Genomic DNA, 25,285 nt, shown 5'->3' on the forward strand with positions numbered 1-25,285 from the left:
GTTAAGTTTGCTTCACGGCCCCACCGGGCAAGCAAGCCAACTGACTTCGAGGACTACCGCCATGAACTTCAATCTTTTCTCTGTAATCGCTGCTTCCGCTATCTCTGCCACCGTCGCATTGCCCGCCAGTGCCAACGTTGAACTCAGCGACAAAAAATCCCACGCCCAGAGCTACACGCAAAAATACCTGCAACAAAGCGCCAACTTCTACGCAGCGCTGGATCACAAAACCCAAGCCTGAAATATAAATCCTGCACCCTTTATGCAGGAGCGAAGTCACTTGCGCGGCTCGAAGTAAATTCGGGAAACGTCGAGTGAGGTCGCTCCTGCATAACGCGTTTTTCTCTGAAACCCACCCGCCTTTCAACCCGCTCCCGGCATCAAGGGACGAGCTTGATCAATTTCCTCAAAGGCCCGGATAGACTGGCTTAATAATCAACGATGCTGATGGTTACTATGGATAACCCTGAGTGGTTGCCTCGGCTTTTTTGATCGATTCTGTGGACATCAAAAAACATGTCCACGGGAGAACACCATGGCCAGCGCAATCCTCTCTTCTGCAAAACGCGGCGCCTACCTGGCCATCGGTCTGTACCTGGTCATGGTCCTCGGTGTCAGCATTGCGGCGCAGACCGAACACGAATTCGAAGCACCGATCGAGGTCGCTCATCCCGGTATCCAGTTTGATCATCGCACTCAAAGCGTGTTGGTAGATCGGGCCGAACTCGCAGGAGTCGGCGGATCATGAAAGGAAGGAAACTCTGGGTCATTGCCTTCCTGGCGTTCATGACCAATGGCTCTACGCTTTTAGGTATTGGCCAAAGCTCGGCAGGCTCGGTGGCCCGCGCCATAGAGGCCAACCACAACCTGGCCCACGCAATAGACACCGCCAAGGCCATGGGATTACTGGCCGGCAATCCGCCGATCAAACGTGAAGTGGATTTTTTCGGCCCGTTCCAGGTGGATTGCTCGGTGTTGCAGATGTGCGAAGTGTTTGCTTGATCTTGATGATCGCTAACCCCACGTAGCAGCCTACGGCAGCTGCTACAACGGGGTGGTTACTTTTGCATCACACTGATGAACAAATCCGACAGCAGAAAGCGCTGCAACCACGCCTGCAACCGAACATACGGCGTTTGTGCAAACCACTCGCGGTCAACATGCGCGAACTGTCGCACGAACGGCATCAGCGCTATATCCGCCAGGCTCGGGTGGTCGGCCAATAGGTAATCGCGACCCTCAAGCAATGCCTCAAGCTTGCTTAAAAACACCTCACCCTCGGCCCGATAAATCTCCATTGGCTGCTCTGGATAGCGCTCGGCATATTTGTAGCGGTTGAGATGTACCTTGAATACCTGATCATTCTGCTCGATCAGCTCGGCGATGCGTGCCTGTCCGACAGAGTCCGCCTTGAGCAACCAGTCCTGCGGATCGTGCTGCGTAAGAGCCCAGCGCATGATTGCCAGGCTTTCATCGATCACTTCGCCGTCAACACTCAACACCGGCACCGTGCCTTTGCTCGACAGTGCGAGCATCTCGGCAGGCTTGGCTTTCAGACTGACCTCAACAATGTCCACTGCGACTGCGCTATACCGCAGGGCCATTCTGGCGCGCATCGCGTAGGGGCAGCGGCGGAAGGAATACAGCGTATTCATTTCACCTCCAGCGTGCTCAGGCCATTGCCTTGGCGATGGACCTGAATCTGCACCGGAATCCGCTCATGCATTTCCTGCACGTGGGAAATCACCGCGACCTTGCGGCCCTGAGCCTGCAAGCCGTCAAGGGCGTCCATGGCCAGCTGCAGGGATTCCGGGTCGAGGCTGCCGAAGCCTTCGTCGATAAACAGCGATTCAATCTTCAGCGTGCTCGAAGCCATCGACGCCAGTCCCAACGCCAGAGCCAGCGACACCAGGAAGGTTTCACCGCCGGACAACGAATGCACCGAACGCAGTTCGTCGCCCATTTCGGTGTCCATCACCAGCAAGCCCAACATGCTGCCGCCGCGCTTCAAGCGGTAGCGCCGCACCAGTTGACGCAACTGAACGTTGGCGTGGTGCACCAGCAAGTCGAGGTTGTAAGCCTGGGCGATCTTGCGGAAGGTATCGCCGGTGGCCGACCCGATCAGGGCATTCAAACGTGCCCAGCGTTGATATTCGGCGTAAGCCTCGGCGATCTGCTGGGCCAGCGCCTGATTGGCATTCTGCCGACGCTGATCCTCGGCCTGTTCGGCACGCAATTCGGCGCAACGCTGTTCGCTGCCGGTAAACAGGTTTTGCAGTTCGGCCAGTGCGCTGGCCAGTTGTTCGGCATCGAGGTTGCCATTGTGCTGCGCCTGATGATTGAGCAGTCGCAGATCGCGCTCCTGCACTCTGACTTTGGCCTGTTCGATCGCTTTTTCGCTTTGCTGCAAGTGCTGACGCAGGTCGCTGACCTGTTGATCGTCCACGCTCAGCAATGCTTCCAGACCGCCATCATCGAGCTCCGGATGCAGCGCTCGCCAATCAGCAATCCTGCCGGTTAATTCGCGATCTTCACTGACCAGCGCCTGATTGCGGTCCTCCTGGGCCTTGAGCTGGGCGGCCAGTTGCACCAGCCGCGTGCGTACACTCTGCAATTCCTGACCGGCACTCGCTTCGGCACTGCGGGCCTGCTCGACAGCCTGATCCAGTTGCAGCTGCCACTGCTCGGCGCTGGCGTGGTCACCCAACAACTGCGCGAGGGTTTGCTGACAGGCCTGCTGCTGCTCGGTCAGCGCGGCGAACTGGTGCTGCGCGGCTTCGAGCTGCTGCGCTCGGGTCAGTTGGCGATCCTGCTCTTTCTCCAACGTTTGCTGGCGCTGCTGTTGCTCGCTGTGCTCATCGCGCTGCTGATCGAGTTGTTGCAGGCGCTGGGCGATTTGCTGGTCAAGCTGCAGGAACGTTGCCGCCGGTTCGCTGCGCAACGCTTCGAGGGTATCGGCAGGTAACAGCGTGCTGAAGGCATTCAGTTCCTCGTCCAGACGCTGGCGATCACTGCTCAGCTCGCGCTGCTGGTTGGCCAGATGCTGGCTGGCTTGCTGACTGGCGGTTTCGGCATTGCGCAATTGCTGTTGAAGGCGCGCCGCTTCCTGTTGCAGGGTGAGCAGGGCGGTTTGCCGCTGTTCGTCCTGAGTGATGCTCTGAGCCAATTGACTGTTTTGCTGGGTCAGCCAGGCAACGCGTTTAACGCCATCCTGAGCCAGCAGCTGCGTCGACAGCGGGTGCGCTTCAAGGCTCGGCGTCAGGCCTTGTTGCTGGGTTGCGAGCTGTTCCTGCTGTTGCAACAACTCTTTCTGTTGAGCAATCACGCCGCCGACTTCGGTGCGCAAGTCAGTCAGCTGTTCCTTGAGCGTATCCACCGCTTTCTGCGCATTGGCCTGTTCGCTTTCATCATGCCGACCGAGACTTTGCAGCAGGGCTTCAGGCTGATGATAAGGATGATCGGGGCTGCCACACACCGGGCACGGCTGATCGTCCTGCAACTGCTCACGCAATTCCTCGACACTGGCGCTGCGGGCCAGACGCTGGCGTTCGAGCAATTCACGGGTGACGTTCAACGTCTGTTCGGCAACGGTCAACTCGGCTTTGGTCTTGACCCCGTCCTGGGTCAGGCGCTCGCGTTCCTGCTGGGCGGTGAGCTGGCGCTGTTGCAGTTCGGCGCCACGCTTGTCGAGTTCCTGCTGGCTGGCCCACAGTCGGCTCAGTTCTTCGAACGCGCGCAATTGCTTGCGGTTGTCCTGCAGCAAATTACCCAGCAATTGAATTTGTTCGGCAACGGCTTCCGGTTCGGCCCCGGCCTCTTTGTAGAGGACTTCCAGTTGCTGTTTCTGCGTGGCCAGCTGTTCGGCGCAGCGGGCGGAATTCTGTTCCAGCGACGCCAGTTCCGCCTGGCCTTTGTTGAGGCGATTGCCGATCAACATCAGTTGCTGCAGCCGATCGCGATAAGCGTTCCAGGCGTCACTGAGCGGTGCAAGGTGCGTACTGTGCGCCAGTTCTGCGGCGATCTGTTGCAAACGCTCGGTCACGCGCTGCTGCTGGTCGAGCAAGGTTTGAATCGCGCTTTGGCCTTCGGTGCAGGCGAGTTCCGCCTGCTGCTTGCGCTCCGCACTCAGGCTCGCGTCTTTACCCAAGCGGGCGAGGGTGCTCTGTGCCTCGAACGCCTGGCGCAGCAGCGGAGCGCTAGCCGTGTGGCGAGTCTGCGCTTCTGCCAGTGCGCTTTGTGCGGCGCTCAGGCTCTGTTCAAGTTGCGCGCGGCGTTCGTTCAGCTCGACTTGTTGACGGCTGTGCTCTTGCATCTGCGCGGCCAGCGGGGTGAGCTGGGCGCTGAGTTCGCTCTGGCGCGCAAACTGGTGGCGTTGCGGCGCGAGTTGCTCCAGGCGCGTCAACTTCAAGCGTTCGGTGGCCAGACTTTCCCACTGCTGTTGAGCACCGCTCAGTTGTTCGACAGCGCTGCGTTGCTCGTCCTGCAACTGACGCAACTCTTTGAGCCAGGTGTGTTGCAGCTCAAGTTGTTTAAGTTGCGCCTGTTGCGTCTTGAGCTGCTGCTGCGCTTCGGTGAAACGCTCATCCAGTTCAGCGCGGGCTTCGGGCGCCAACGGCGTTACACCCGTAGCCTGGTCCTGCAACAGCTTATGATGTTCGCGCGCATCTTTGGTCTTGTCGAAGGCGCGGCGACCCAGACGCGTGTAGAGCGCGGTGTCGGTGAGCTTTTCCAGCAGTTCGCTGCGTTCGTTGTCGTTGGCCTTGAGGAAGGCGCTGAATTCACTTTGGGCAAGCAGAACGGCGCGGGTGAACTGCTCGAAATTCAGGCCCAGCACGGCTTCTAGCTGGGTCTTGAAGTCGACTTTCTGGCTGGCGAGCAGTTGGTCCTGATCGATGTCGCGCAAACTCTGGCGACTGGCCTGCAGCTTGCCGCCAGCTTTTTCCCGGGCTCGATTGGCTTCCCAGCGCGCACGATAGCGGCGGCCATCGATGCCGACGAAATCGACTTCGGCATAACCTTCGCCGGTGCCGCGCCGCAACAGCGTGCGCGGGTCGCCGGTGCTGATTTCGCCATCAGCGTCCGGCGCCTTGGCCGAGACCTGCGCGTTGCTCAGCCTAGGCACGGCGCCAAACAGCGCCAGGCACAATGCATCGAGCAGGGTACTTTTACCGGCGCCGGTCGGTCCGGTGATCGCGAACAAACCGGCACTGGCCAGCGGTTCAGCCGTGAAGTCGATTTCAAATGGCCCGGCGAGCGAGGCGAGGTTTTTCAAACGGATTGCGAGGATTTTCATGGCTGCTCGCTCTCCATCTGCACATCCTGCAACAGCTCGGCAAAGTCCTTCAGCGTTTGTTCGTCGACCTCGCTGCCATAGTTGTCCAACCAGGCGCGGCTGAACAATTCCTGCGGTGTCAGCTGATCCAGCTCGATCAGGCGGGTGCCATCATCGGCACCATCGCGGCCGCCACTGCCAGCGTATTCGGCGGCGATTCGCACCAGCCGTACCGCTTTGCCTTGCAGCGCGGTTTCGACCTGATGGCGCAAATCCGGTTGCGGCTCGTCGAGACGAACGCGCACTTCCAGCCACGGTTGACGCTGAATGTCGGCCAGCAGATCAATGTTCGGCAGGTCGGCCAGTTGCAAAAGGATTTCTGCCAGCGACGCTGGGCCGATGCGTTGCAGGTTGACTGCGCGGGGAATGAGCTTGGGTACGACGCTGACCAGGGTCTCGCCGTCCAGATGAATATCAAGAATCTGATGCTGATAACCAATTTCGGAAAACGACAGCGGAATCGGCGAACCGCTGTAGCGAATGCGCTCTTCACCGTTGACCTTTTGCGGCTTGTGCAGATGCCCAAGCGCCACATAACTGATGCTCGGGCCGAACAGGCTGGCGGGCAGCGCTTCGGCATTGCCGATGATCAGGCTGCGCTCGGAATCTTCTGACACCGAGCCGCCGGCCATGTGCGCGTGGCTGATTGCAATCAGAGCCTGACCCTTTTTGCGCTTGGCATTCGCGGCGGCGATCAGCCATTCGTGCACCTGACCAATGCCGCGCAAGTAGTTGTCACCCAAATGTGCGCCGGTCACTTCGGCCGGGCGCAGGAACGGCAGCGCCAGGCACCAGGCGACGGTTTTGCCCTTGGCGTCCGGCAGTGGCAGCAGCAGACGCTCGGCGTCCAGTTGCCCGTCGTCCAGCCACAACACACGACCCAGCGCATGTGTACGCAAGCGGCGCATCAACGGCGCAGGCAATTCAATGCGCGAGCCGGAATCGTGGTTGCCGGCGATCATCACGATGGTCAGCTTGGGCTGTTGTTCGTGGGCGCTGACGATGAAATCGTAGAGGCGTTCCTGGGCTTTAACCGGCGGGTTGACCGTGTCGAAGATATCGCCGGCGATCAGCAGCGCATCGGGCTGATCAAGCTTCAACTGACGCAGCAGCCAGTCGAGAAAACAACCGTGCTCGAAATCGCGTTCCTGGCCGTGCAGATTCTGCCCAAGATGCCAGTCGGAGGTGTGAAACAGACGCAAGGCGAACTCCGTGGGAAATAAGGTAATGGCCGCGTGGAAATTGGAGGCGGCGAAAGGGGAGAGAGTTTACTGGTAAAAGGAGGCGAGTGCAGAAGGGCGAATAGATCGCAGCTTTCGACAGGCCCCGCAGGGATGCGTGTCTCTGTAGGAGTGAGCCCGCTCGCGAAAGCTGTCTGTCAGATAAATCAATGTTGAATGTGCAGCCCCAATCGCGAGCAGGCTCACTCCCACATGGATCTGCGCAACAACACAGATTTCGAACCCTACACAAAACCTGCGGGAGCGGGCTTGCTCGCGAAAGCTGTCTGTCAGATAGATCAATGTTGAATGTGCAGCCCCAATCGCGAGCAGGTTCACTCCCACAATGTTCTGTGCAACAACACAAATCTTGAGCCATACACGAACCCAAGGAGCTGCCGAAGGCTGCGATCTTTCTGTCTTATTTCGGATACAACGGCGGCAGCCCGCTGTCGCCCACCAGGTCCAGAACTCCCTCGGCCGTCGGAATCGCGCGGATTGCCCGCCACAGGTCTTCGCCTTGCCAATGCTGGCCGGTCTCGCTGTACAGCGCGCCGTTCAATCCATCCAGTGCGTCGGACAGTGGTACGAAGCGTGCTGCCATGTCAGCGAGGGTTTCCGGTTGTTGCCGGGCCCAGGCGTCCAGGGCCTGCCGAGTGGCGTGGGAGTCGTTGGCCAGGCAGGCGCGTTTGAGCTCGTCAAGCACCGTGCGCGTGCTCGGGCCCGCATGCGCGGCGCGCAGGATCGCCGGTTGCCAGCGTGCACGCCACCAGAGGCCGAAACCCAACAGTGTGGTGCAGAGCAGAATCAGGCTGGTCAGCTGCCAGCGCCACAACGTGTCGCTGTCAGTTGCAGGGGTGATTGCCATTGTGCTGGCCGGCGCATCCACCGTCAGGCTTGGATTGTTCGCCACTTGCAGGGTCCGGGCGGGTAGGCTGGTGTGTTCAAGGTGATCTTCAAAGGTGTTCCACCAAACCACGTCCACGGCGGGCAACTCGAGCTCGCCGCTGCGGATGGGCACCAGCGCTTCGCGATCTTCGCGACTGCCGATCAACCCGCGCTCGCTATTCTGATTGACCAGCAGCGGTTGATCCGGATACCGCCGCAGGCCGTTGATGTCGGTGGCCGGCAACGGTGGCAATTGTGAGCTGGAGAGGCCTTCGGCCTTGAGCGTCAGGCTGCGGGTCAGCGAGTCGCCGGCCTGGGCCTGTTCCGGCTCCGGGTTCCAGCTTTCGCTCAGGCTTACGCTGCGGGCCGGCAGCCATGCCACGTCCGCCGGGTAACTGCTGGGTTTGGCTTTAACCGTGAGCACCATTTCGCTGGAGCTGACTCGCAGCATTTTCCCCAACTTTGGCGACTCGGCATCCTGGGCCGGTTGTGTATCGACCAATGTGGCACTGAACGCCTGCGCCGGAATGCTCAGTGGCCCGCTGTGTTGCGGGTAGATCGCGTAGCGCATCTCGATCACACCGTGACGCACGCCCTTGATGTCTTTCTCATAGGTGCGCGAGTCTCCGAGCTGCTCGATGCGCGCGTCAGGAACCTGCAACGGGGTCAGGCTGCTGTCGTCGTACAGCGAGACTGAATGGTAAATACGCAGGGTCAGGATGGCCTGGGCCTGCACATAAACGCTGGTCTGGTCGAGATTGGCCTCGATGAATACCGGCGCGAGTTTGCCCGTGTTGTCTTCGGTGTCGCTTTCCAGCACTTGCAAGGTGATCGGCTCGCTATGACCGTCCTCCAGTTGCAGCGACGGGATAACCACCGTGCCGTTCTGGCGCGGCAGCAGAGTGACGATCCAGCGGGTGGTGGCGCCTGAGTCGCCGTTGATGGTTGTCAACTGGTTGACCTGCCGCGTGCCGCGCACTTCGAACTGCGGCTCGAGCGCGGCCAGATCGGGTTTGCCGAACTGCGTCACGTCTGTGGATTCCAGCGTCAGCTCGACTGTCTCGCCCGAATTCAGGCGAGTGCGGTCGACACTGGCAACCAGCCCCACAGCCTGTACCTGAGTGGTCCACAGCAGCAGCGCCAGCATGAACATCGTGAAGCGGGTCATCGGGTTTTTTCCTGATCCTGAAGTTGTTGCTGTTCGTACCAGAATTTGCGTCTGAGCAATTCACCCGGATCGTCCGGGATTTTGCGCAACCATTGCTCCAGCGCCTGCTGTTGTTCGCCGTCGATGCTCTCAGTGGCCGGACGCAGGGGCGGGCTGGTGTGCTGTTCATCGCCCAGCTCGCTCCCCGGGACTTCATTGCTGCCCGGTTTAGGCGGTGCAGTGGTCGGTTGTTCAGTGTCGGGGGGCGGCTGAGCGGCCTCCACAGCCGTTTCGCCCTCGCTCGACGGCTGCGTCGCGGCGCCGGGGAGCGGTTCTTGCTCCGACGGGATCTCATCGGCCGGTGGCTCGTCCGGCTCAACCGGCGGCGAGGTGTTTTTCTGCTTCAGCAGATTTTCCACCAGCGCCTTGTTATTCAGGGCCGGGCGCAAATCCGGTTGGCGTTCCAAAGCTTGCTCATAGGCATCCAGCGCGGCTTCCAGTTCGCCGCTTTTGGCCAGGGCGTTGCCACGATTGTAGTGGGCGTAAGCATCCTTGCCTTCGGCGAAGCGCTGGGCGGCGCCACTGTAATCGCCAGCTTCATACAGCGCCACGCCTTGCCATTGCGCATCTTCAAAGTGCTGCGCAGCGGCGGCCGGTTGTTTCTGCCTGAGCAGGTGCAGCCCGCGCTGATCGGGTCGCAACCACAAATCTTCGAAGTCGAAGGCGTAACTCGGTTGCGGTATCAGAAATAGCAGGGGCAAACAGAACAGCCAGCCACGGCGACCGGCGCAGGCAGCGAGCAGCAACAGCGGCAACAACAGCCAGTAACCTTGATCGGCCCAGGTATCGAGACGCACGGTCTGGCCGTCATTGCGCAGGTGACGCGGCCCGTCGAACAGGCCCAGCGCACGCAAGTCGGTGTCTTCCAGACGGGCGTGGCGATAGTGCCCATCGACGCTGTCGACAAAGGTTTTCAAACCGGGCTCATCCAGGCGTGAGACGAGGATTGCGCCCAGTTCATCCTTGAGAAAACTGCCGTCTTCCTGGGTAATCGGTGAGCCTTCGCGCGTGCCAATACCCAGCATCAGAAATTGCGTGGATTTACCCTTCAACGCCAGGTGAATGCCTTCGCGCTCCAGCTCGTTCAGCGACGAACCGATCAGCAGGATCCGACCGTCACCGAGCGCGGCCTGGTTCAACAGCGCGAGAGCTTTACGCACGGCGAGATCGGCGCGATGGCCGGCTGCCGGCATCAACGAAGGCTTGAGCGCATCCAGCAGGTTGCGACTGGTCGAGAGGTCGTCCGACAGCGGCACCAGCGTGTGCGCGCTGCCGGAGTAGACGATGATGGCTGTCTGGGCGTCGCTGCGACGCTGCAGCAAGTCGAAGACTTTGCGTCGGGCTTGTTCCAGGCGATTGGGCGCAACGTCGGTGGCGAGCATTTCCGGGGTCAGCTCAAGGATCACCACCAGTGGATCGGCCGGTTTCTGTCTCGTTTGCTCGACGCGCTCCCAACTCGGCCCCAGCAGGGCCAGTACGGCCAATACCCAGCCCACACCAAGGGCGACCCATGGCAATTTGCTCTCGCGACCATTGCCGCCACTGAGCAAGGCCGCATGAAAGGCTGGCGGCAGGATCATTTGCCAGCGCCCGGCGCGCTTTTGCCGATGCCAAAGCTGCCAGAGCAACCAGCCAAGCACCGGCAACAGCAGCAACCACCACGGACGGAACCAGTACGGCCAGAGCACGCTCACTTGCGCCTCCGCAGACGCAAGCGGTTGAGCCGCTGGCGCCAGTCAGGCAATTGCGCTTGCAGAAACAAGTCCTTGGTAAACAGACGCTGTATCGGGTTATGCGGCCAGCGTTCGCGCACCACCAGCAATATGCTCAGCAGCAACGCCAGCGCCAGAGGCCAGTGATACAACGCTTGGGCTGGGCGCGCCTGGGTCGGTTGTTGGGTCACCGGCTCCAGTTGATCGAGGGTTGCCTTGATCGCTTGCAGTTCCTGGCCATCGCGTGCCCGGAAGTACTGGCCGCCGGTAACCTGGGCGATTGCCTTCAAGGACGGCTCATCGAGGTCCAGACTCGGATTGATGCCGAGCAAGCCCGCCGTGCCGCTTTGCTCGGGATCACCGCCGATGCCGATCGGATAAATTTTCACGCCTTCACGGGCCGCCAGACGCGCCGCCGTTAGCGGGTCGATTTCGCCGCCGTTGTTGGCACCATCCGTCACCAGTATCAATACCCGGCTCTGCGCCGGACGCAGGCGCAGGCGCTTGAGTGCCAGGCCAATCGCGTCGCCGATCGCCGTGTTTTTGCCGGCAATACCGATCCGCGCTTCGTCAAGCCAAATGCGCACGGTACGCCGATCGAAGGTCAGCGGCGATTGCAGGTATGCCTTGCTGCCGAACAGAATCAGGCCAACGCGATCGCCTTCACGACTTTCGAGGAAATCACCGAGCAGTCGCTGCACCAGCGCGAGGCGACTGACTTCATCGTCCTGCCACTGCATGTCGGGGAAATCCATGGAGCCGGAGACATCCACCGCCACCAGCAAATCGCGACCACTGGCGGCGATGGGCAACGGTTCGCCAAGCCATTGCGGGCGCGCCGCCGAGATCAGCAGCAACAACCACAGCAGCAGGAAGGGCGCCTGTTGCCGCCATGCGGGCAGATTGGCCCGGGCGCGTCGGTTGGTGAGACCTTCGAGGTCACTGAGGAAGCTGACTTTAAGTACCGGTTCACCGCTGTCGGCCGCCGGCAACACAATGCGCAACAGCCAAGGCAACGGCAGCAGGGCGAAGATCCAAGGCCAGGCGAACTCAAACATGTTTGCGGATCCAGGTATCGACAGCCTGGGTGAGGCCGGCGATGGCTTTGTCGTCGAGTTTGCATTCCGGTTTGTAGGCGCCTTCGACCAGTATCATCCAGCGCGTCAGGCCGGCGGCGGGGCAGCGATTGTCGAGAAACGCCAGCCATTTGCGCCCATTCAGCGTGTGGCTTTGACTGTAGGGATAATGGTTGCGGCACAGGCGCTTGAGTAGACCGTTGAGCTGCTGCAGCCACGCCCCGGCGGGCGCGCCATCGTAGGGTTTGGGCATCAGCGCCAGTTCAGCGAGCGCCGCCACGCGCACGGGATCCAGCGGTTGCTCGGCGGTCGCAGCAACACGTTTAGCCGGCAGAAAGCGGCGCAGTTGCCAAAAGCCGAAAGCCAGCAGCGGGATCAACAGGAGCAATAACCACCAGCCTGGCGCCGGTGGCCAGAAGCCAATGGGCGGTGGCGAAATCAGCGGTTGCAGTTGATCGAGGCTGCTCATCGGCCTTTCCCTGGACGTTCCGGGTTCAGGTACTCGCGCAACTGTTCGACCATTTCGCTTTGGGTGCTCAACGGCATCAGCAGCACACGCAGTTTTTGCGCCAGCAATTCCCAACGGGCGATACGTGCTTCGGCCTGGGCGCGATAGGTCTGGCGCAGATCATAATTGAGGGTGTCGAGTTCCAGTTGCGCGCCGCGTTCGGCGAAGCGCAGAAGCCCGGCGGCGGGCAAGGCATGGTCGAGTGGGTCGGACACCGGCAGCAGCAACAGGTCGCAATGCCGCGACAACAGACTCAGTTGTTGCTCGGAACCTTCGGTCAGTCCGCGCTCGTCGCAGATCACGATCACCAGACTGCCGGGGCGCAGTACCTCGCGGGCGCGGCGCAGCGCCATGTTCAACGAGTCGCGATTCTGCTCGCTTTCGGTGTGCAGCGACTGATTGACCCGCACCAGTCGGTTAAGCAGTTGCAGCAGGCTTTGTTTGCTGCGCCGCGGCTTGATCTCGTAGTGCTCGTTGTCGCCGAACACCAGCCCGCCGACGCGATCGTTGTGGCCGAGCGCGGCCCAGCCGATCAGGCTCGCGGCCTGCGCAGCAAGTACCGATTTGAACATCAGTCCTGAACCGAAAAACAGCCTGCGACTTTGCTCGACCATGATGAAAATCGGCCGCTCGCGTTCTTCGTGGAAAAGTTTGGTGTGCGGTTCCTGAGTGCGTGCGGTAACCCGCCAGTCGATGGTACGTACGTCATCGCCCGCCTGATAAACCCGCACCTGATCGAAGTCGACGCCCCGCCCGCGCAGCTTGGAGTGGTGCAGGCCGATCAGCGGGCTGCGCTGGCTCGGCGTGGAAAACAGCTGCACTTCGCGAACACGATGGCGCATCTCGATCAGCTCGGAAAGGCTGATGCGGATACCCGGTTCGGGCGGCAGGCTGGCGTTCATCGGGGTCAAGCGACGGCTACGACGTCAAGAATCCGCTGGACCACTCGGTCCTGATCGATGCCCGCGGCTTCGGCTTCAAAGGACAGAATGATGCGGTGGCGCAATACGTCGAACAGCACCGCCTGAATGTCTTCCGGGCTGACGAAGTCGCGCCCGGCCAGCCAGGCGTGAGCGCGGGCGCAGCGGTCGAGCGCGATCGAGCCTCGCGGGCTGGCGCCATAAGCGATCCACTCGGCCATTTCCGGATCGAACTTGGCCGGCGTGCGTGTGGCCATGACCAACTGCACCAGGTATTCCTCAACGGCATCGGCCATGTACAACCCGAGGATTTCCTTGCGCGCGGCAAAAATGGCCTGCTGGCTGACGCGGCGCTCCGGTTTTGTTTCGCCATTCAGCGCTTCGCCGCGGGCCTGCTGCAGGATGCGGCGCTCGACGGCGGCATCCGGGAAACCGATTTTGACGTGCATCAGGAAGCGGTCGAGCTGCGCTTCGGGCAATGGATAGGTGCCTTCCTGCTCGATCGGGTTCTGCGTGGCCATCACCAGAAACAGCGGCGACAGCTCGTAAGTGCTGCGCCCGACACTGACCTGACGCTCGGCCATGGCCTCCAGCAGGGCTGACTGCACCTTGGCCGGCGCCCGGTTGATTTCGTCCGCCAGCACCAGATTGTGGAAGATCGGGCCTTGCTGGAAGACGAAACTGCCGGTTTCGGGGCGATAGATTTCCGTGCCGGTGATGTCGGCGGGCAGCAGGTCCGGGGTGAACTGGATGCGATGGAACTGGGCTTCGATGCCTTCAGCGAGTTCTTTGATGGCCTTGGTCTTGGCCAGACCAGGAGCGCCCTCGACCAACATGTGACCGTCGGCGAGCAGGGCGATGAGCAAGCGCTCAATGAGCTTTTCCTGGCCGAGAATCTGCGTTGAAAGAAAGGTTCGCAGCGCGAGCAGCGCTTCACGATGTTCCATCGATGACTGTTCCTGCAAAGGGTGACCGCAGACGTTTTGCCAACGCCCGGGCTGGGGGCGTTACTTTAATGCATCGCGAGGGGCGGCGACTAATGGCAATTTGTTCAAAGTGCGGGAATGGATGGGTGAAAGTGTTAGAAATTGCAGGCGCACAGGGTGATGTGTTCTTTCCGGCCCCATCGCGAGCAGGCTCGCTCCCACCGTGACCGAGTTGCTTGATCGAGATGCGATCAATGTGGGAGCGAGCCTGCTCGCGATGAGGCAGGCCAAGGCACCATCAAAGCTCGCTGATATAAGTCCCATTCCCCCTGAGAATATTCTGCAAAGTCTCCTCAACCTCTGCCAGATCCCCCGCATCCGTGCTGTGCGTAATTTCCAGCGAATCATCCCCATTCAGCGCATCCGCATCGCCAGCGGCAATTTCGATGAGAAGGCGGGTAGGGCTGAGGGTGACTTTCACACCGTCCAGCGTCGAAGGCTCACCATCCAGGGTAATTTCCAGCTCATCCTCGTCCGGATAACGCGTCATCAGGAACATTTCGCCCTTTTCGCTGTGGCAGGCGAGCATGGCCATATTGTCTTCTTCCTCATCACAAGGGTTGACGATCAAGAGAGCGGTGGTCATTTGCATAGGGTAATCCTGACTCGGCGAGCGTTGTGAGCATGATAAAAGGCGATTCTGCCAGCACCCGGGAATTAATGCTCGTCAGGGTGTCAGAGGATGTGTCGCGAGCAACCGGTGTGTTGCTGGTCATTTCCGGTACGCAAGTGCCGCAAATACTGGGATAAACCGGCCATTTTGCGCTGTGGCTGCTAGTGTTGTTCCAGGCTCGGTCCATAACCTGCATTCCGATGACCGAATATGTCGCTGCACCGCAAGCACGGGCCTTGCCGCACTGGTTAAGCTGCGCATCGAATGGATACCTGTAAAGACATTGTGCAATTGATCGCAGAGTCGTTTTTGCAGATGCCCATTCATGGACGGTGAATGTGACCTGAGTGTCTCGTCCAGCTTCACCCACCTGTCACCCTGTTTCCTCTGCCCGAGAATCAGGAACAGGGCGACGGATTGCCCCGAAAGGGGTTTTGCACGCGACGCTTCCATCAATAACAAGCCCAAGCGGAGTACCACAGATGGCGTTCTTCACCGCAGCCAGCAAAGCCGACTTCCAGCACCAACTGCAAGCGGCACTGGCGCAGCACATCAGTGAACAGGCACTGCCACAAGTGGCGCTGTTCGCTGAACAATTCTTCGGCATCATTTCCCTGGACGAGCTGACGCAGCGTCGGTTGTCCGACCTCGCTGGCTGCACCCTTTCTGCATGGCGCCTGCTTGAGCGCTTCGATCACGCGCAGCCGCAGGTGCGCGTTTACAACCCTGATTACGAACGCCACGGCTGGCAGTCCACGCATACTGCAGTGGAAGTGCTGCACCACGACCTGCCATTCCTCGTGGACTCGGTGCGTACCGAACTGAACCGTCGCGGCTACAGCATTCACACCCTGCAAACCACCGTGCTGAGCGTGCGTCGCGGCAGCAAGGGCGAGTTGCTGGAAATCCTGCCGAAGGGCACTCAAGGCGAAGGGATCCTGCAAGAATCCCTGATGTACCTGGAAATCGACCGTTGCGCCAATGCGGCTGAGATGAATGTTCTGAGCAAAGAGCTCGAGCAGGTTCTCGGCGAAGTCCGCGTTGCGGTCGCCGATTTCGAGCCGATGAAAGCCAAGGTCCTCGAGATCCTCACGGGTCTGGACAACAGCCAGTTCGCTGCCGATCCTGAAGAAAAAGCTGAAATCAAAAGTTTCCTGGAATGGCTGGTGGGCAACCACTTCACCTTCCTCGGCTACGAAGAGTTCGTGGTGCGCGATGAAGCCGACGGCGGCCACATCGTTTATGACCAGAATTCCTTCCTCGGTCTGACCAAACTGCTGCGCAGCGGCCTGACCTACGAAGACCTGCGGATCGAAGATTACGCGGTCAACTACCTGCGTGAACCGACCCTGCTGTCGTTTGCCAAAGCGGCGCATCCAAGCCGTGTACACCGCCCGGCTTACCCGGATTACGTGTCGATCCGCGAAATCGATGCCGACGGCAAAGTCATCAAGGAATGCCGCTTCATGGGCCTGTACACCTCGTCGGTGTATGGCGAGAGTGTGCGGGTCATCCCGTATATCCGCCGCAAGGTCGAGGAAATCGAACGCCGTTCGGGCTTCCAGGCCAAGGCTCACCTGGGCAAGGAACTCGCGCAGGTTGTCGAAGTGCTGCCGCGTGATGACCTGTTCCAGACCCCGGTCGATGAGCTGTTCAGCACCGTGATGTCGATCGTGCAGATCCAGGAACGCAACAAGATTCGCGTGTTCCTGCGCAAAGACCCGTACGGCCGTTTCTGCTACTGCCTTGCCTACGTGCCGCGCGACATCTATTCCACCGAAGTGCGCCAGAAAATCCAGCAAGTGCTGATGGATCGCCTGAAAGCGTCCGATTGCGAGTTCTGGACCTTCTTCTCCGAGTCCGTGCTGGCTCGCGTGCAATTGATTCTGCGCGTCGATCCGAAGAACCGTCTGGACATCGACCCGGTTCTGCTGGAAAAAGAAGTGGTGCAAGCCTGCCGCAGCTGGCAGGACGACTACGCCAGCCTGACGGTCGAAAGCTTCGGCGAAGCCAGCGGCACCAACGTGCTGGCCGATTTCCCGAAAGGCTTCCCGGCGGGGTACCGCGAGCGTTTCGCTGCGCATTCGGCGGTGGTCGATATGCAGCACCTGCTGAGCCTGACCGAAAAAAATCCACTGGTGATGAGCTTCTATCAGCCACTGGGCCAGGTGTCCGGTCAGCGTGAGCTGCACTGCAAGCTGTATCACGCCGACACCCCGCTGGCCTTGTCCGACGTCTTGCCGATTCTGGAAAACCTCGGCCTGCGCGTGCTGGGTGAGTTCCCTTATCGCCTGCGCCACAACAATGGCCGCGAGTTCTGGATTCATGATTTCGCGTTCACCGCCGCTGAAGGGCTGGAACTCGACATCCAGCAACTCAACGACACCTTGCAGGACGCCTTCGTGCACATCGTCCGTGGCGATGCTGAAAACGATGCGTTCAACCGTCTGGTGCTGACCGCCGGCCTGCCGTGGCGCGACGTGGCGCTGCTGCGCGCTTATGCCCGTTACATGAAGCAGATCCGTCTGGGCTTCGACCTGGGCTACATCGCCAGCACCCTGAACAACCACACCGACATTGCTCGCGAATTGACCCGGCTGTTCAAAACCCGTTTCTACCTGGCGCGCAAGTTGTCCAGCGATGATCTGGAAGACAAGCAGCAACGTCTGGAACAGGCGATTCTGACCGCACTGGACGACGTTCAGGTGCTGAACGAAGACCGTATTCTGCGTCGCTACCTGGACCTGATCAAAGCCACACTGCGGACCAACTTCTACCAGACCGATGCCAACGGTCAGAACAAGTCCTATTTCAGCTTCAAGTTCAACCCGCACCAGATTCCAGAGCTGCCGAAGCCGGTACCGAAGTTTGAAATCTTCGTTTACTCGCCGCGAGTCGAAGGCGTGCACCTGCGCTTCGGCAACGTTGCTCGCGGTGGTCTGCGCTGGTCCGACCGTGAAGAAGACTACCGCACCGAAGTGTTGGGCCTGGTAAAAGCCCAGCAAGTGAAGAACTCGGTCATCGTGCCGGTGGGTGCGAAGGGTGGCTTCCTGCCGCGTCGCTTGCCTCTGGGCGGGAGCCGTGACGAGATCGCGGCCGAGGGCATCGCCTGCTACCGCATTTTCATCTCGGGCCTGTTGGACATCACCGACAACCTGAAGGACGGCGCACTGGTTCCGCCAGTCAACGTCGTGCGCCATGACGACGATGATCCGTACCTGGTGGTTGCGGCGGACAAGGGCACTGCAACCTTCTCCGACATCGCCAACGGCATCGCCATCGACTATGGCTTCTGGCTCGGCGACGCGTTTGCGTCGGGTGGCTCGGCCGGTTACGACCACAAGAAAATGGGCATCACTGCCAAGGGCGCATGGGTCGGCGTTCAACGCCACTTCCGTGAGCGCGGCATCAATGTTCAGGAAGACAGCATTACGGTAGTGGGCGTCGGCGACATGGCCGGTGACGTGTTCGGTAACGGTTTGTTGATGTCCGACAAGTTGCAACTGGTCGCTGCCTTCAACCACCTGCACATCTTCATCGATCCAAACCCTACGCCAGCGAACAGCTTCGCCGAGCGTCAGCGCCTGTTCGATCTGCCGCGTTCGGCGTGGACGGATTACGACACCAGCATCATGTCCGAAGGCGGCGGGATCTTCTCCCGTAGCGCGAAAAGCATCGCGATTTCCCCGCAGATGAAAGAGCGTTTCGACATTAAGGCTGACAAGCTGACCCCAACCGAACTGCTGAACGCCTTGCTCAAGGCACCAGTGGATTTGCTGTGGAACGGCGGTATCGGTACTTACGTCAAAGCCAGCACCGAAAGCCACGCCGATGTGGGCGACAAGGCCAACGATGCGCTGCGCGTGAACGGCAACGAACTGCGCTGCAAGGTCGTGGGCGAGGGCGGTAACCTCGGTATGACCCAACTGGGTCGTGTCGAATTCGGTCTGAATGGCGGTGGCTCCAACACCGACTTCATCGATAACGCCGGTGGCGTGGACTGCTCCGACCACGAAGTGAACATCAAGATCCTGCTGAACGAAGTGGTTCAGGCGGGCGACATGACCGAGAAGCAACGTAACCAGTTGCTCGGCAGCATGACTGACGAAGTCGGCAATCTGGTGCTCGGCAACAACTACAAGCAGACTCAGGCCTTGTCGCTGGCGGCCCGTCGTGCCTTCGTGCGGATTGCCGAATACAAGCGTCTGATGAACGACCTGGAAGGTCGCGGCAAGCTGGATCGCGCGATCGAGTTCCTGCCGGCTGAAGAGGCGCTCAACGAGCGTGTCGCGGAAGGCCACGGCCTGACCCGTGCCGAGCTGTCGGTGCTGATCTCCTACAGCAAGATCGACCTCAAGGAAGCGCTGCTCAACTCCCAGGTACCGGATGACGATTACCTGACGCGCGATATGGAAACCGCTTTCCCGCCAAGTCTGGTGAGCAAGTTCTCGCAAGCCATGCGTCGTCACCGTCTGAAGCGTGAGATCGTCAGCACCCAGATCGCCAACGATCTGGTCAACCACATGGGCATCACTTTCGTGCAGCGACTCAAAGAGTCGACCGGCATGAGCCCGGCGAATGTGGCGGGTGCGTATGTAATTGTTCGGGATATCTTTCACCTTCCGCACTGGTTCCGTCAGATCGAAGCCCTGGATTACCAGGTTTCCGCCGACGTGCAACTGGAGCTGATGGACGAGCTGATGCGCCTGGGCCGTCGCGCTACGCGCTGGTTCCTGCGTGCCCGTCGCAATGAGCAGAACGCTGCCCGTGACGTTGCGCACTTTGGTCCGCATCTGAAGGAGTTGGGTCTCAAGCTCGACGAACTGCTGAGTGGCGAAATCCACGAAAACTGGCAGGCGCGTTATGAGGCGTACGTCGAAGCCGGTGTGCCGGAATTGCTTGCGCGTATGGTGGCGGGTACTTCGCACCTATATACGCTGCTGCCGATCATCGAAGCGTCCGACGTAACCGGCCAGAACCCTGCGGACGTGGCGAAGGCTTACTTCGCCGTGGGCAGTGCGCTTGACATCACCTGGTACCTGCAACAGATCAGCGCTCTGCCGGTTGAAAACAACTGGCAGGCCCTGGCCCGTGAAGCGTTCCGCGATGACGTCGACTGGCAGCAACGTGCGATCACCATCTCCGTTCTGCAGCAGGGCGACGGTACTCAGGACGTGGAAACACGCCTGGCACTGTGGATGGAAGAGCACAAGAGCATGATCGACCGCTGGCGCGCCATGCTGGTGGAAATCCGTGCAGCAAGCGGCACCGACTACGCCATGTACGCGGTCGCCAACCGCGAGTTGCTGGATCTGGCGTTGAGCGGGCAGGCGGTCATTGCGGCCCCTGCTACGGCCAACGCCGAGCTGGAGCCGGCGGTCTGATCGACGGCTGAATGAAAAAACCCCGCATTGAGAGATGCGGGGTTTTTTTGTGTCTGAAGGTTCAGGGTACGGGCGCGATCCCTGATCGCTGGCAAGCCAGCTCCAAGGTTGATGGCGCTCGCAAATCTGTGGTCAACGCAAAACCTGGAGCTGGCTTGCCAGCGATTGAGCCATCCGCCTCAAGACAACTTTTAGCCTGTTTCATTACGCCCGAACTTGCACTCTCTACTGTTCGTTAATATCCGCAACGAGCCCGAATCAATCATTCGAGCCGGTTTATTCATGGCTGATCCCGCAGCTATCAGTTTTCCAATGGGACCAACACTTTCTCGTCGGGGGACAGCACCATGAATACCAGAAGTTTCGCGGGCGCTGACGTGCTGGCGTTTTTCGACACCAGATGTTCCGAACCAGCAGGTTCGTACCAATATTCGCCTGCTTTATAGGTGTGGGTCTTCTCACCTTTAACCTGAGAGGTGACAGCGCCGGATAGTACGTAGGCCATCGCTGTACCCTCGTGCTTGTGAGCGATGGATGACTGGCCGGGCTTGTAGTCGACCTCGATCATCATCGCTTTCTTGCCGGGCACGTTTTTCAGCATCTGTTCTTGCAACACCTTCACTTTCTCCGAAGGATCTTCGGTCTCATCGGCGAAAGTCGAGGGCGCAACGCTCAGCGTCACGACGGCGATGCAGGCAGCACAGAAACGCAAGGCTTTCATGGATAGTTACCCGTGGTGTTGTCGTTGGACCCACAGTAATTTGCCAGCCTGAGCAATCAAACAGCCAATACTCGTGAAGACAAGGTGACCAATTTGCGCTCATACGAGGGGAAAACTGTTGAAGTCGACGCTGTTGGCCAAGCGACTATCGATCAGGCCGATGAAGCCTTGCACTTCGGGGCAGTTGTAATGCATGTGCATGGCGGCTTCCGATTGCCAACGTGCGCTGACCGTCCAGCGGTTACTGTCTTCGGGACAGCGGTCGACCATATATGAGTCACAGCCGGGCAGTTCGCGCAGGGTTTCGACAATTTTCTGCAATTGCCTGCCAAGCTCTTCCGAGCGTCCAGCGGCGGCTTGGACTTTTACGGTATTGATCACTTCGGGGGACATTACTCACACTCCTGAATCAGGCCGGACGAATCCTGCTCACTGAGAGATAACGCCCATGCAGAATAGGCCTGCATCCCTTCATCGCCAATAACCAATCGCCGGATAAAGCGCCAGACCAATGCCTCAGGCGACCTGCTGGAGAATGTCGCGCAGTCGGTCCAGAGCGATATCGATGTCCAGGGTTTCGATCGCACCAAATCCCATCAACAAGCCGTTTTGTGATGCTCGCTCGTAGAAAAAGGGGGCGATAGGGTAAAGCCCGACCTCGACCTTTTTCGCCAACTCCACGACCAATGCCAGGTCTACCGGGACTTTGCACATGAGCACCATGTGAAAACCGGCCGTGATCGGCACGGCTTCAAGCCACGGTGAAAGATCACTGGCGATGCGTACCAGAATGCGTTCACGGCGCCCGGCGTAAATGGTGTGACAGCGCCGGATGTGCTTGAGCAGGCAGCCTTCGCTAATGAATTTGGCCAGCGTCCATTGGGGCAGGGTAGAGGTGTGGCGGTCGGTGAGGTGTTTGGCGCGAATAACGGCGTCGAGAATCGCTGGCGGCAGAATCGTGTAGCCGAGGCGCAGCTCGGGCAGCAGGGTTTTCGAAAACGTCCCGACGTAGGCGACGATCCCGCGCTCGTCCATGCTTTGCAGCGAATCGGTCGGCCGTCCCTCGTAGCGAAATTCGCTGTCGTAATCATCCTCGATGATGAGTGCGCCCAGTTCGTGCGCCCGTTCCAGCAGCGCTACGCGACGCGCCTGACTCATCGGCATGCCGAGGGGAAACTGGTGCGACGGTGTCACATAAATTAGCTGAGTGCCGTCCGGAATCAGCTCAACCTGAATACCCTCGGCGTCCACCGGCACGCCGACAACCGTGGCCCCGTGAGACCCGAACAGCAGTCGCGCGGGCGGATAACCGGGATCTTCGACGGCAACCAGGCTGCCAGGCCGCGTCGTCACACGCGAAATCAGGTCCAGCGCCTGTTGCGCACCGTTGCAGACCACTACGTCTTTGTCCTGACAAATGACCCCGCGTGAAAATGCGATGTGTCGGGCGATCGCACTGCGCAGCGGTGCGAGGCCCTCGGACTCACTATAAAGCCCTTTGGCAGCGCCGACCTGACGCAGGGCGTGGGCGGTGCAGCGTCGCCAGTCATCCTGAGGAAACTGGCCTCTGCTGGTGGCGCCGCCGATGAAATCGTAGCGCAGGCACGCTTCCAGCGTAGGGTGGCGTAGAAACTCTGGCATGTTGCGCCACGACTCGATGACCTCAAAACTGGCCAGCTCATTATGGCTTTGCTTGCGCATGACTTTTGCCGGCCGCGCATTCACGTAAGTGCCTTTGCCGATCACGCCGGTGAGGAAGTTTTCGTAGGTGAGTTGCGCGTAGGTATCGGAAATGGTCTTGCGCGAAATCCCCAGTTGCTCGGCGAGCAATCGACTGGGCGGCAGTTGTGTGCCCGCTGCCAAACGACCGGATTCGATCGCACTGCGCAATTGGTTGTAGAGCTGGCCTGCGAGGTCCTTGCGGCCGTTGATGACTACATGAAGTTCCATACCGACAAGGGCTCCTTGGCCGAAGAGAGCGCTTTGAATTCGCGCATGCCTGCGTTCAGCAGACCGTCGCAAAGAGTACCGCATGCGCCAGTCGGCAGAAGTTGCGTAGAGAAAAAACCCGCGATTGGCGTGCTGTGACAGATGGTCCACCGGTATTCCGCAGAATTGGATCTGTAACGCCCGCCCGTCCGAGCCTAAGGTGGACTGCACCTATCCAATCCCGAGGCCGGCATGAATCCACGTCTGGATTACTACAGCGCATCGCCCAAAGCGATGAAAGCCATGATCGCCATGGAGGCCTTGACCAGCAACTTGAGCATCGAACCCGCTTTGCTCCAACTGATCAAGATCCGCGCCTCGCAAGTCAACGGCTGCGCCTTTTGCACCGACATGCATTCGCTCGATGCGCGGCGTCTGGGCGAGACTGAGCGTCGGCTCTATGCGATCGCGGTCTGGCGCGACAGCAATTTCTTCGGCTTGCGCGAACGGGCGGCGCTGGCATGGACCGAAGCGGTAACCCTGCTCGCCGAGACGCGGGTTCCGGACGCTGTCTACGCAGAGGCTCGTGGGCAGTTCAGTGACGTTGAAATGGTAGACCTGACCATCGCGGTCAACACCATCAACAGCTGGAATCGGCTGGCGGTGAGTTTTCGGCAGACGCCTAGTACATAGGGAGTGCTCAATGCATTCGCAAGCGGGGCTAGTTAGTCGCCTTGGCGGCAGAACACGTTGTAGAGTGAATGGCCATAAGGATCTCAAGGAAGAATCACCCATGCCTGTCAGCAACAACGTCATCACGCTCGAACGTTTCAACGAATCTCACATCGAGGGTGTCACCGCGCTCTATAACGACCCGGCGGTGACCCGTCAGGTCCTGCAAATGCCTTTCCAATCGACCGAGCTCTGGCGCAAGCGTCTGGCGGCAGAGGACGAGCGCGCTGTAAAGCTGGTGGCGCTGCATCAGGGGACAGTCATCGGCCACATGGGCCTGGAACAATTTTCGCGCGTGCGCCGCAGTCATGCCGGCAGCTTTGGCATGGGCGTGCTGCCGGCATGGCAGGGCAAAGGCGTTGGCTCGAAACTGCTGGCGACGGCGCTGGACATTGCCGACAACTGGATGAACCTGCAAAGGGTCGAGCTCTCGGTGTATGCCGACAATGAAGCTGCCATTAGCTTGTACCGCAAGTTCGGTTTCGAGACTGAAGGGCTGTTCCGCGACTATGCGGTGCGCGACGGCAGACTGGTGGACACGTTAAGCATGGCCCGTCTGCGGCGTACGCTCGGGGCATGATCAATCGGTCGGCCGGCGCCTACGTCTGGCGGTCCATCAACGGATTGACCGCTCAGGCGTTTTAGTCGTACGCCGCGGTCGCGCATCTGCCATGCTCAATGTCCGTAGCACCGCTTGAATCAAAGGATCACCGCAATGGACGACGTACAGCAATTGGGCGAAATGCTTCGTCTCTATGCAGACAGTGAAGCGCACAAGAAACAACAGTTCGAGTCGCAATCGGCCGTGTGGGCGACGCGCATTGGCGCGCTGTTCGATGAGATCCAGCAATGGCTGGAGCCGGTCAAGGCGCCGAACCTGTTGGTAGTCAGCCGCGAGACGTACGTTGCTTCAGGGCCGAGCGTTCCAGTGGAGACGTCTACGTTCAAGACGGAAAAGCTGAGCATCGTGATCGCCGGCAAGCCTGTTGAATTCGTGCCTGACGTGATGGGTTCCGCCGGCCAGATTTCGCTGGCCGTGATGGGCCTGACTGCCGCGCGTTATGGCAGCATTTCGCTGGTCTGCCAGCCGCCGTCGAACAACTGGCAATGGCGCAAAACCAACGGTTTGAAAGACCCGGACACGTTTGCGTTTGATGCGAATTTCCTCGCCCAGCAGTTGCAGAGCCTGATTCCCCGCGAGCGCGGTTGATCACAATGAGGTCGGGCGCTAGCCGTGCAGCGGTGTGCTCCTTTATATGAATTTTTCGATTTTCATAACAAATACCTCATCATTGGCTATACCTGTAACACCCGTCTTCAGACGATTGTCGACCCAGGAGTTACAGCATGAAGCTAGCAGTGATGGTGAGCACCCTGTGTGTGGTCTCAATTGGATTGGTGGGTTGCTCCAGCAAAGTGGTTGATCCAGACCAGTATTCCGGCTTTCTCAAGGACTATAGTCAGTTACGCGAAACCAAATCACCTTCGGGTGCGACGGTAATGCGCTGGATCGACCCGAAGATCGACATCGACAAGTTCACCAGCGTCTACATCGAACCAACCCAGCTCTATCCCCAGCCGCAGGCGACCGCCAAAATTCCTCAAGCGACGCTGAACGGTATTACCAGTTACTACGATCAAGCGCTCAAACGCGAAATCAGCAAATCACTGCCACTTGCGGCCGGCCCTGGCCCCGGCGTGATCGTGGTTCGAGCCGCCATCACGGCGGTCAGCAGCAAGACCGAAGGCCTCAAACCTTACGAAGTGATTCCGATTGCTCTGGTAGCGGCAGCGGTGAGCACTGCCACCGGTATTCGTGATCAGGAAACCGATCTGGCCACGGAAGCAGTGTTTCTCGATGGCGGCAGCAACAATGTCGTGGCGCAGGTGGTGCGCAAAGGCATCGGCAAGCCGCTGGAGAATGAAGCCCAAGTCATGAAAGCTGATGATGTGAAAGCCGTGATCGATGGCTGGGCGGCGGACATGCATCAGTCGTACGTGAAACTGAAGTCAGAATGATGCGCTGAGCTTGCTGGATATTTTTCCAAGGGGCCCGG

21 protein-coding genes are annotated in these 25,285 nt (G+C 59.7%); 8 read left to right on the top strand and 13 right to left on the bottom strand.

Annotated elements, in window-relative coordinates; translation table 11 throughout:
• Positions 1 to 61: 61 nt before the first annotated feature.
• From ACYZTS_RS19445 to ACYZTS_RS19455, 3 genes are all read left to right on the top strand, one after another.
• Positions 62 to 241: a hypothetical protein gene (locus ACYZTS_RS19445; RefSeq protein ID WP_028620583.1), complete on the top strand. Its 180-nt coding sequence runs from the start codon at positions 62 to 64 to the stop codon at positions 239 to 241.
• Between the two features lie 294 nt (positions 242 to 535).
• Positions 536 to 748: a hypothetical protein gene (locus ACYZTS_RS19450; RefSeq protein WP_028620584.1), complete on the top strand. Its 213-nt coding sequence runs from the start codon at positions 536 to 538 to the stop codon at positions 746 to 748.
• Positions 745 to 1,002, top strand: a complete 258-nt coding sequence (locus tag ACYZTS_RS19455) for a hypothetical protein (RefSeq protein WP_028620585.1) — start codon at positions 745 to 747, stop codon at positions 1,000 to 1,002. The genes ACYZTS_RS19450 and ACYZTS_RS19455 overlap by 4 nt, the downstream gene beginning before the upstream one ends.
• Positions 1,003 to 1,058: 56 nt before the next feature.
• Here the strand turns inward: ACYZTS_RS19455 and ACYZTS_RS19460 are convergent, their stop codons facing one another.
• The 10 genes from ACYZTS_RS19460 to ACYZTS_RS19505 form a co-directional block, all read right to left on the bottom strand.
• Positions 1,059 to 1,655: a glutathione S-transferase gene (locus tag ACYZTS_RS19460; RefSeq protein WP_461991350.1), complete on the bottom strand. Its 597-nt coding sequence runs from the start codon at positions 1,653 to 1,655 to the stop codon at positions 1,059 to 1,061.
• Entirely contained in the window at positions 1,652 to 5,293 is a 3,642-nt protein-coding gene (locus ACYZTS_RS19465; protein WP_461991352.1) for an SbcC/MukB-like Walker B domain-containing protein, read from the bottom strand. Before ACYZTS_RS19465 ends, ACYZTS_RS19460 begins: the two co-directional genes overlap by 4 nt.
• On the bottom strand, positions 5,290 to 6,534 hold the full coding sequence (locus ACYZTS_RS19470; protein WP_461991354.1) for an exonuclease SbcCD subunit D C-terminal domain-containing protein: 1,245 nt from the start codon (positions 6,532 to 6,534) through the stop codon (positions 5,290 to 5,292). The genes ACYZTS_RS19465 and ACYZTS_RS19470 overlap by 4 nt, the downstream gene beginning before the upstream one ends.
• Before the next feature lie 439 nt (positions 6,535 to 6,973).
• The gene (locus ACYZTS_RS19475; RefSeq protein WP_461991356.1) at positions 6,974 to 8,608 is read right to left on the bottom strand and encodes a BatD family protein; all 1,635 of its coding nucleotides are present in this window, start codon (positions 8,606 to 8,608) and stop codon (positions 6,974 to 6,976) included.
• Positions 8,605 to 10,341, bottom strand: a complete 1,737-nt coding sequence (locus ACYZTS_RS19480; RefSeq protein ID WP_461991358.1) for a VWA domain-containing protein — start codon at positions 10,339 to 10,341, stop codon at positions 8,605 to 8,607. Before ACYZTS_RS19480 ends, ACYZTS_RS19475 begins: the two co-directional genes overlap by 4 nt.
• Positions 10,338 to 11,417, bottom strand: coding sequence for a vWA domain-containing protein (locus tag ACYZTS_RS19485; protein WP_028620592.1), 1,080 nt, complete (start codon positions 11,415 to 11,417; stop codon positions 10,338 to 10,340). The genes ACYZTS_RS19480 and ACYZTS_RS19485 overlap by 4 nt, the downstream gene beginning before the upstream one ends.
• Positions 11,410 to 11,904: a DUF4381 domain-containing protein gene (locus ACYZTS_RS19490; protein WP_028620593.1), complete on the bottom strand. Its 495-nt coding sequence runs from the start codon at positions 11,902 to 11,904 to the stop codon at positions 11,410 to 11,412. Before ACYZTS_RS19490 ends, ACYZTS_RS19485 begins: the two co-directional genes overlap by 8 nt.
• The gene (locus ACYZTS_RS19495) at positions 11,901 to 12,845 is read right to left on the bottom strand and encodes a DUF58 domain-containing protein (RefSeq protein ID WP_028620594.1); all 945 of its coding nucleotides are present in this window, start codon (positions 12,843 to 12,845) and stop codon (positions 11,901 to 11,903) included. The genes ACYZTS_RS19490 and ACYZTS_RS19495 overlap by 4 nt, the downstream gene beginning before the upstream one ends.
• Positions 12,846 to 12,850: 5 nt before the next feature.
• Positions 12,851 to 13,810: an AAA family ATPase gene (locus ACYZTS_RS19500; protein WP_003218556.1), complete on the bottom strand. Its 960-nt coding sequence runs from the start codon at positions 13,808 to 13,810 to the stop codon at positions 12,851 to 12,853.
• A gap of 277 nt (positions 13,811 to 14,087) precedes the next feature.
• A complete protein-coding gene (locus ACYZTS_RS19505; RefSeq protein WP_461991363.1) occupies positions 14,088 to 14,441 on the bottom strand; it encodes a hypothetical protein in 354 nt (117 codons plus the stop codon).
• 503 nt (positions 14,442 to 14,944) lie between these two features.
• Between ACYZTS_RS19505 and ACYZTS_RS19510 the strand changes: the two genes are divergently transcribed.
• Positions 14,945 to 19,846 (top strand): NAD-glutamate dehydrogenase, encoded by a 4,902-nt coding sequence (locus ACYZTS_RS19510; protein ID WP_461991364.1) that lies wholly within the window; start codon positions 14,945 to 14,947, stop codon positions 19,844 to 19,846.
• A 301-nt stretch (positions 19,847 to 20,147) separates the two neighbouring features.
• Here ACYZTS_RS19510 and ACYZTS_RS19515 read toward each other — a convergent pair whose 3' ends face one another.
• From ACYZTS_RS19515 to pdxR, 3 genes are all read right to left on the bottom strand, one after another.
• Positions 20,148 to 20,567: a cupin domain-containing protein gene (locus tag ACYZTS_RS19515; RefSeq protein ID WP_028620597.1), complete on the bottom strand. Its 420-nt coding sequence runs from the start codon at positions 20,565 to 20,567 to the stop codon at positions 20,148 to 20,150.
• 99 nt (positions 20,568 to 20,666) lie between these two features.
• Positions 20,667 to 20,960 (bottom strand): antibiotic biosynthesis monooxygenase family protein, encoded by a 294-nt coding sequence (locus ACYZTS_RS19520; protein ID WP_028620598.1) that lies wholly within the window; start codon positions 20,958 to 20,960, stop codon positions 20,667 to 20,669.
• A 123-nt stretch (positions 20,961 to 21,083) separates the two neighbouring features.
• Positions 21,084 to 22,517: a MocR-like pyridoxine biosynthesis transcription factor PdxR gene (pdxR, locus tag ACYZTS_RS19525; protein WP_461991367.1), complete on the bottom strand. Its 1,434-nt coding sequence runs from the start codon at positions 22,515 to 22,517 to the stop codon at positions 21,084 to 21,086.
• A gap of 231 nt (positions 22,518 to 22,748) precedes the next feature.
• On the opposite strand from pdxR, the gene ACYZTS_RS19530 reads away from it, so the two are divergent.
• The 4 genes from ACYZTS_RS19530 to ACYZTS_RS19545 all read left to right on the top strand — a co-directional run bounded on the left by ACYZTS_RS19530 (position 22,749) and on the right by ACYZTS_RS19545 (position 25,247).
• Positions 22,749 to 23,189 (top strand): carboxymuconolactone decarboxylase family protein, encoded by a 441-nt coding sequence (locus ACYZTS_RS19530; protein WP_461991369.1) that lies wholly within the window; start codon positions 22,749 to 22,751, stop codon positions 23,187 to 23,189.
• 100 nt (positions 23,190 to 23,289) lie between these two features.
• On the top strand, positions 23,290 to 23,808 hold the full coding sequence (locus ACYZTS_RS19535; protein ID WP_461991371.1) for a GNAT family N-acetyltransferase: 519 nt from the start codon (positions 23,290 to 23,292) through the stop codon (positions 23,806 to 23,808).
• A 135-nt stretch (positions 23,809 to 23,943) separates the two neighbouring features.
• Positions 23,944 to 24,438 (top strand): hypothetical protein, encoded by a 495-nt coding sequence (locus ACYZTS_RS19540; RefSeq protein WP_461991373.1) that lies wholly within the window; start codon positions 23,944 to 23,946, stop codon positions 24,436 to 24,438.
• Between the two features lie 137 nt (positions 24,439 to 24,575).
• Positions 24,576 to 25,247, top strand: a complete 672-nt coding sequence (locus tag ACYZTS_RS19545; protein ID WP_028620603.1) for a DUF3313 domain-containing protein — start codon at positions 24,576 to 24,578, stop codon at positions 25,245 to 25,247.
• Positions 25,248 to 25,285 lie beyond the last annotated feature (38 nt).

This window comes from Pseudomonas sp. TMB3-21 (assembly GCF_054898145.1).

Excerpts from the sequence above, each read along its gene's own strand:
- ACYZTS_RS19445 (WP_028620583.1), top strand. The coding sequence starts at position 62 with ATGAACTTCAATCTTTTCTCTGTAATCGCTGCTTCCGCTATCTCTGCC.
- ACYZTS_RS19450 (WP_028620584.1), top strand. The coding sequence starts at position 536 with ATGGCCAGCGCAATCCTCTCTTCTGCAAAACGCGGCGCCTACCTGGCC.
- ACYZTS_RS19455 (WP_028620585.1), top strand. The coding sequence starts at position 745 with ATGAAAGGAAGGAAACTCTGGGTCATTGCCTTCCTGGCGTTCATGACC.
- ACYZTS_RS19460 (WP_461991350.1), bottom strand. The coding sequence starts at position 1,655 with ATGAATACGCTGTATTCCTTCCGCCGCTGCCCCTACGCGATGCGCGCC.
- ACYZTS_RS19465 (WP_461991352.1), bottom strand. The coding sequence starts at position 5,293 with ATGAAAATCCTCGCAATCCGTTTGAAAAACCTCGCCTCGCTCGCCGGG.
- ACYZTS_RS19475 (WP_461991356.1), bottom strand. The coding sequence starts at position 8,608 with ATGACCCGCTTCACGATGTTCATGCTGGCGCTGCTGCTGTGGACCACT.
- ACYZTS_RS19485 (WP_028620592.1), bottom strand. The coding sequence starts at position 11,417 with ATGTTTGAGTTCGCCTGGCCTTGGATCTTCGCCCTGCTGCCGTTGCCT.
- ACYZTS_RS19490 (WP_028620593.1), bottom strand. The coding sequence starts at position 11,904 with ATGAGCAGCCTCGATCAACTGCAACCGCTGATTTCGCCACCGCCCATT.
- ACYZTS_RS19495 (WP_028620594.1), bottom strand. The coding sequence starts at position 12,845 with ATGAACGCCAGCCTGCCGCCCGAACCGGGTATCCGCATCAGCCTTTCC.
- ACYZTS_RS19500 (WP_003218556.1), bottom strand. The coding sequence starts at position 13,810 with ATGGAACATCGTGAAGCGCTGCTCGCGCTGCGAACCTTTCTTTCAACG.
- ACYZTS_RS19505 (WP_461991363.1), bottom strand. The coding sequence starts at position 14,441 with ATGCAAATGACCACCGCTCTCTTGATCGTCAACCCTTGTGATGAGGAA.
- ACYZTS_RS19510 (WP_461991364.1), top strand. The coding sequence starts at position 14,945 with ATGGCGTTCTTCACCGCAGCCAGCAAAGCCGACTTCCAGCACCAACTG.
- ACYZTS_RS19515 (WP_028620597.1), bottom strand. The coding sequence starts at position 20,567 with ATGAAAGCCTTGCGTTTCTGTGCTGCCTGCATCGCCGTCGTGACGCTG.
- ACYZTS_RS19520 (WP_028620598.1), bottom strand. The coding sequence starts at position 20,960 with ATGTCCCCCGAAGTGATCAATACCGTAAAAGTCCAAGCCGCCGCTGGA.
- pdxR (WP_461991367.1), bottom strand. The coding sequence starts at position 22,517 with ATGGAACTTCATGTAGTCATCAACGGCCGCAAGGACCTCGCAGGCCAG.
- ACYZTS_RS19530 (WP_461991369.1), top strand. The coding sequence starts at position 22,749 with ATGAATCCACGTCTGGATTACTACAGCGCATCGCCCAAAGCGATGAAA.
- ACYZTS_RS19535 (WP_461991371.1), top strand. The coding sequence starts at position 23,290 with ATGCCTGTCAGCAACAACGTCATCACGCTCGAACGTTTCAACGAATCT.
- ACYZTS_RS19540 (WP_461991373.1), top strand. The coding sequence starts at position 23,944 with ATGGACGACGTACAGCAATTGGGCGAAATGCTTCGTCTCTATGCAGAC.
- ACYZTS_RS19545 (WP_028620603.1), top strand. The coding sequence starts at position 24,576 with ATGAAGCTAGCAGTGATGGTGAGCACCCTGTGTGTGGTCTCAATTGGA.